The organism is Mesorhizobium sp. M7A.F.Ca.MR.362.00.0.0 (assembly GCF_004023175.1).
GTDB lineage: Bacteria > Pseudomonadota > Alphaproteobacteria > Rhizobiales > Rhizobiaceae > Mesorhizobium.
Map to the genome: position 1 here is coordinate 941 of NZ_RZTF01000388.1, position 3,915 is coordinate 4,855.

The 3,915-nt window shown below is 63.0% G+C and carries 4 protein-coding genes; 3 read left to right on the forward strand and 1 reads right to left on the reverse strand.

The features are described 5' to 3' along the window. Positions 1-200 precede the first annotated feature (200 nt). Complete coding sequence (locus EOC06_RS30850) at positions 201-1,052, forward strand: hypothetical protein (RefSeq protein WP_128309567.1); 852 nt, start codon at positions 201-203, stop codon at positions 1,050-1,052. A 26-nt stretch (positions 1,053-1,078) separates the two neighbouring features. Here EOC06_RS30850 and EOC06_RS30855 read toward each other — a convergent pair whose 3' ends face one another. Continuing rightward, positions 1,079-1,705, reverse strand: a complete 627-nt coding sequence (locus tag EOC06_RS30855; RefSeq protein WP_164761637.1) for a TetR/AcrR family transcriptional regulator — start codon at positions 1,703-1,705, stop codon at positions 1,079-1,081. A gap of 124 nt (positions 1,706-1,829) precedes the next feature. Here EOC06_RS30855 and EOC06_RS30860 point away from each other — a divergent pair, with 124 nt between their 5' ends. Continuing rightward, the gene (locus EOC06_RS30860; protein ID WP_128309568.1) at positions 1,830-3,017 is read left to right on the forward strand and encodes an MFS transporter; all 1,188 of its coding nucleotides are present in this window, start codon (positions 1,830-1,832) and stop codon (positions 3,015-3,017) included. 13 nt (positions 3,018-3,030) lie between these two features. Continuing rightward, positions 3,031-3,915, forward strand: an 885-nt coding sequence (locus EOC06_RS30865; protein WP_245470238.1) for an FAD-binding protein, incomplete at its 3' end; no start/stop codon positions are given.

Below are 3,915 nucleotides of genomic sequence, written 5' to 3' on the forward strand. Positions count from 1 at the left end.
CGAATATAGCGACGGTTTCCGCTGTTGGCCGGAGCGGCGCTTCCAGAAGTTTCCAATGGCGGTGGTAATCGTCCCAATGATTTGTCATGCAATTTATTGGCCCCTGGACGCCTGGATTTGGATACCCGCCGGGGCTTAATAGAGGTCGTCGGACAAGCCAAGACATTTCAAGAATTTACAGACGGTCCAAGAGGTAGATAGTGGCGCGCATCGTTGTGATAACGCACGAGCATGACAGGTTCCTGGGCAGGCGCGACATCCTGCTGCGCAGGAGCAGCCCATACATGCTGTTCGACATTCTTGCGGAATTGAAAAGGCGCGGCCACTCGGTTCAGGTTCAGCAAGGCCTGTCGAAGCCGGTCAGCGGCGATATGGCGGCATTGCATGTCGATGCCACGGTGACGCCTGCGGACTATGTCGACTACGCCCGGAGTTTTGCCTTCTGCCTCAACATCGGCGCCGCCGACATATCCAAGCGGCGGATCAGCGGCGCATTGGTCGACAGAACCGACAGCTGGCAAGGTCAGGTGATCGTCAAAAGCAATCTCAACAATCGGGGTATTCCGGAGACGCTCCTCAACCGGCGATCCGAGCGTGCCGGGAAACAGCAGCCGTTTCCGCGCTTGCCAGCCTTGCATCCTTATGAGGTCCATGGATCTCTCGGCGACGTTCCAGATGGCGTCTTTGATTGCGACGATCTCGTCGTGGAAAAGTTCATTCCGGAGAGAGAACCCGACGGTTTTGCTGTTCGTTTCTGGGTGTTTTGCGGAGAGCGCGAGCGCTGCACCCGCTACGTCTCCCCGAACGGGCTGGTCAAGGCATCGGAGACGATCCGGCGCGAGCCCGTCCCGGTGCCCGACGAATTGCGTGAGCGCCGGCGTGAACTCGGCTTTGACTATGGAAAATTCGATTTCGTCATGCATGAGGGCAAGGCCGTCCTCCTCGATGCAAACAAGACTCCCGGCCGTCCGCAAAACCTCGTCAAGATGTTCGCGGCCGGCGCTTCCGATCTGACTCACGGCTTCGAAGGCCTCATCCATCGGGCGAAATAGGCGCGGCTGAGATCGCCGCGGACGCCCTATAGAAACAGTCGCAGCTGCGTGTGAATGATAGACCGGTAATCCTCGATGGTCTGGCGGCTTTCCGCTTCGCCCTCGGCGAGCGCCAGGCGCACCACGCCGCCGGCGAGCTGGAAGATCAGCAGGACCATGCGTTCGAACTGCTCGCGCCTCTCGGGCTCGAGCAAGGCGATGACGTGGTCGCAGAACATTTTGGCCTGGTGTCGGGTTTCGGCGATGTCGAGGTTTTTGAGCGCCTTGTCGGCCTGGATGGCGTTCTGCAGATCCTGGATGGCCGGATCGCCGGCGACACGGCTGAGATAATCATCGAGCAGCCGGTCAGCGGCCACGATCACGTCGTTCGCCTCGCGGATTTCGGCGATGATCGTCGTCAGCCGTGCCCGGCTGACCTCTGAAAACCGCTCATAGAGCATCGCCAGGATCGCCGATTTGTTGGGAAAATAGTGGTAGACGGTGGCGATCGGCCCGCCCGCCAGCATGCCGACTTCCTTCATGGTGACGGCGTCGATACCCTTTTCTCCGATCAGCCGCATGGTCGTCGACAGGATCGCGTCGATGCGCTCGCGGCTGCGTTCCTGCTTGGGCCTGCGCCTCGGCTCGGTCGCCATTCTCTTCAATTCCGTCATGCACCGATCTTTCGCACGGCTTCCCAAATTCCGGTTGACAAGAAATATGATCAAGTATCAGTTTCTGAAATACTGACAGGTTGTCAGCTTTTTTGCCGCACGGCAAGGACGTTGGGAGGCGCCTTTGGCTTCGACAGATACCGGCCACGCAGGCAGTGGCGACTGGCTGGTCGGCAATCCGACCGGCTGGCAGCTCGCCTCGGCCTTGTGGATCGGTTCGGTCGGCCTGCTCATCCTCGGCCTGCAACCTGTGCTGCTCGGAGCTCTCTACACTGAAGGCCATGTCAGCGGCGACGAACTGGCGCTGGTCGCCACAGCCGAGATGATCGCTATTGCGATCGGTTCGGCTGTCGTGGCGATGCTGCTTTCGGCGCACCACATGCGCTGGAAAAGTGCCGTCCTTCTGCTGCTGCTGGCGCTGGCCAATGTGTGGACGGCTTATGCCGCGAGCGCCGGCACGCTGATTGCGGCCCGCGCCTTGGCCGGGCTCGCCGAGGGCGGTCTGATCGCCGTCGCCACCGAACTGATCGCCCGCTCGCGGCGCGCCGAGCGCATCGGCGGCTATTTCGTCACCATGCAGACGCTGGCGCAATGCGCGCTCGCCCTGTTGCTGGCGCTCTATGTCATCCCGGCCGCAGGGTCGGCGGGCGGCTTCATCGTTCTTGCCGTCGTCTGCGTCGTGTCGCTGGTGGTCGCCTTCACTGTTCCAGGTGACTATGCCGACCTGCCCAAGGGGGAGAACCTGGCCAATGTGCTGACGCTTCCCTCGACGACCGCGCTGCTGTCGGTCTTCTGTTATTTCATGTTCTTCGGCGCGGTCTGGGCCTTTCTGGAACCGCTTGGCGCACAGTATGGCATCGATGGCCGCACCGTCGGCCTCATCGTCTCGGCCAGCCTCGCCGTGCAGGTCCTGGGGGCGATGACGGCGACCGCGTTCGAGGCGCGCATCGACTATCGCCTTGCCATCGCGGCGATCGGCGTCGTCGCGCTTGTCAGCTCCCTGGTTCTCGCCAGTAGCCCTGGCCTGACGACGTTCTGGGTCGCTGCCTTGGCCATGGGCTTTATCCTGCTGTTCATCGTGCCCTACCAGATCCGTCTGGCGATCACCGCCGACGAGACGCGCACCGCCGTGCTGCTGGTGCCGGCAGCCCAGCTGTCCGGCCTGGCGATCGGGCCGATCGCGGCGTCGCTGCTCATCGATGGCAAGGATTTCCGGCCAGTTCCGGAATTCGCCGCCGCCAGCGCGGTGGCCAGCGTGGTGCTGCTCGGTCTCTTCGTCCTTGTGTCGCGTCACCGTCGTGCGGTTGCCTGAGCGGGGAGGTGGCATGTCGAACATTTGGAGCAACTGGTCGGGCTTTGTAAGCGCCGAGCCCAAGCTGATCGCCAGCCCCGGCGATGCCGGTGAACTCGGTGATCTCGTCCGGACCGCGCCTGGCCCGGTGCGCGTCGCCGGTGCCGGTCATTCCTTCACGCCGCTGGTGAAATCGCAAGGCACGATCCTGTCCCTGGAGAGGCTGGAAGGGCTGGTCTCGCACGACGCGCAAAAACATCAGGCGCGGGTGCGGGCAGGGACCCGGCTCGGCCCGCTGATGCGCATCCTGCAAGGCATTGGCCAGGGCCTGCCCAACATGGGCGACATCGACCGCCAGGCGATCGGCGGCGCGCTGGGTACCGCCACGCATGGCTCGGGACCGACGCTCGGCGCCTATCACACGCAGTTGGAGACGGTGCAGATCGTCGACGGGCTTGGCAAGGTCCGCGACTTCAAGCGGGCAGGGGATCAGGACATGATCCACGCCATGGGCGTCGCGCTCGGCGCTTTCGGCGTGCTCACCGAAGTGACGCTGAACAACATCGCGACCTACCGGTTGCGCCGCCGCAAATATGTGCTGCCGATCACTGAGATGCTGCGCGACTTCGAGGCGATGATGGCCGCGCATCGCTCGGCCGAATTCTACTACATTCCGTTCTCCGGCTATGCGCAGTTCATCGCCAGCGATTTCAGCGACGCCGCACCCACCGCACGGCCGCCGGAAGAGGACGAGGCGGGTTTGAGGACGCTGCGTCGGCTGCGCACCTCACTTGCCTGGCTGCCATCGCTGCGTGGCCGCCTGATCCGTTCGGCGGCCGCCAGATTTCCCGCCGAGGACTACGTGCAGGACTGGCTCAACGTCTATGCCAGCGACCGGCAGACCAAGTTCAACGAGATG